The following is a 494-nucleotide window of genomic DNA, read 5'->3' as shown; positions in this document are numbered from 1 at the left end:
ACACAATTTAACAAGTTATTTTAACATTTTTACAGCATAAAATCAAGTCTTTTTTTATTCTTTTTTATTTGTTATAATTTTAATAGGTGAAAATATGATTGAAAATATATATAAAGAGCTATATTCAAAGTATAGTTTTGAAGAAAGAATAAACCAAATTGAAATGTCAAAAATTATTGAAGAGGGTATTAATACTAATACTCCTGTTTTGCTTGAAGCAGAAACAGGTTCTGGGCAAACCTTAGGTTATTTAATACCATCAATAAATTATGCCTTAAAAAAAGCTAAAAATATTGTTATTTCAACTAATACTTTAAATTTACAAGATCAGATACTAAAGATGGAATTACCATTACTTAAAGAAATTTTTGGTGAAAGTAAAAAGGACAATTTAATATAAGGAAGAAACAACTATGTTTGTAAAAGAAAATTAGAAGAATTGGTTATGAATTCTAATAATAATAAATATTTTGATTTGATAAATAATATTAAAA

1 protein-coding gene is annotated in these 494 nt (G+C 21.7%); it reads left to right on the top strand.

Annotated features, from left to right (window positions below; genetic code table 11):
* Nucleotides 1-94: 94 nt before the first annotated feature.
* Nucleotides 95-400, top strand: coding sequence for a hypothetical protein (locus tag AYC60_RS03550; RefSeq protein ID WP_067321387.1), 306 nt, complete (start codon nt 95-97; stop codon nt 398-400).
* Nucleotides 401-494: the final 94 nt, after the last annotated feature.

It is taken from the genome of Streptobacillus felis (assembly GCF_001559775.1).
Classification (GTDB): Bacteria; Fusobacteriota; Fusobacteriia; order Fusobacteriales; family Leptotrichiaceae; genus Streptobacillus; species Streptobacillus felis.
The sequence above is the reverse complement of the archived record's forward strand: the minus strand, read 5'-3'. Positions and strand labels throughout refer to the sequence as shown.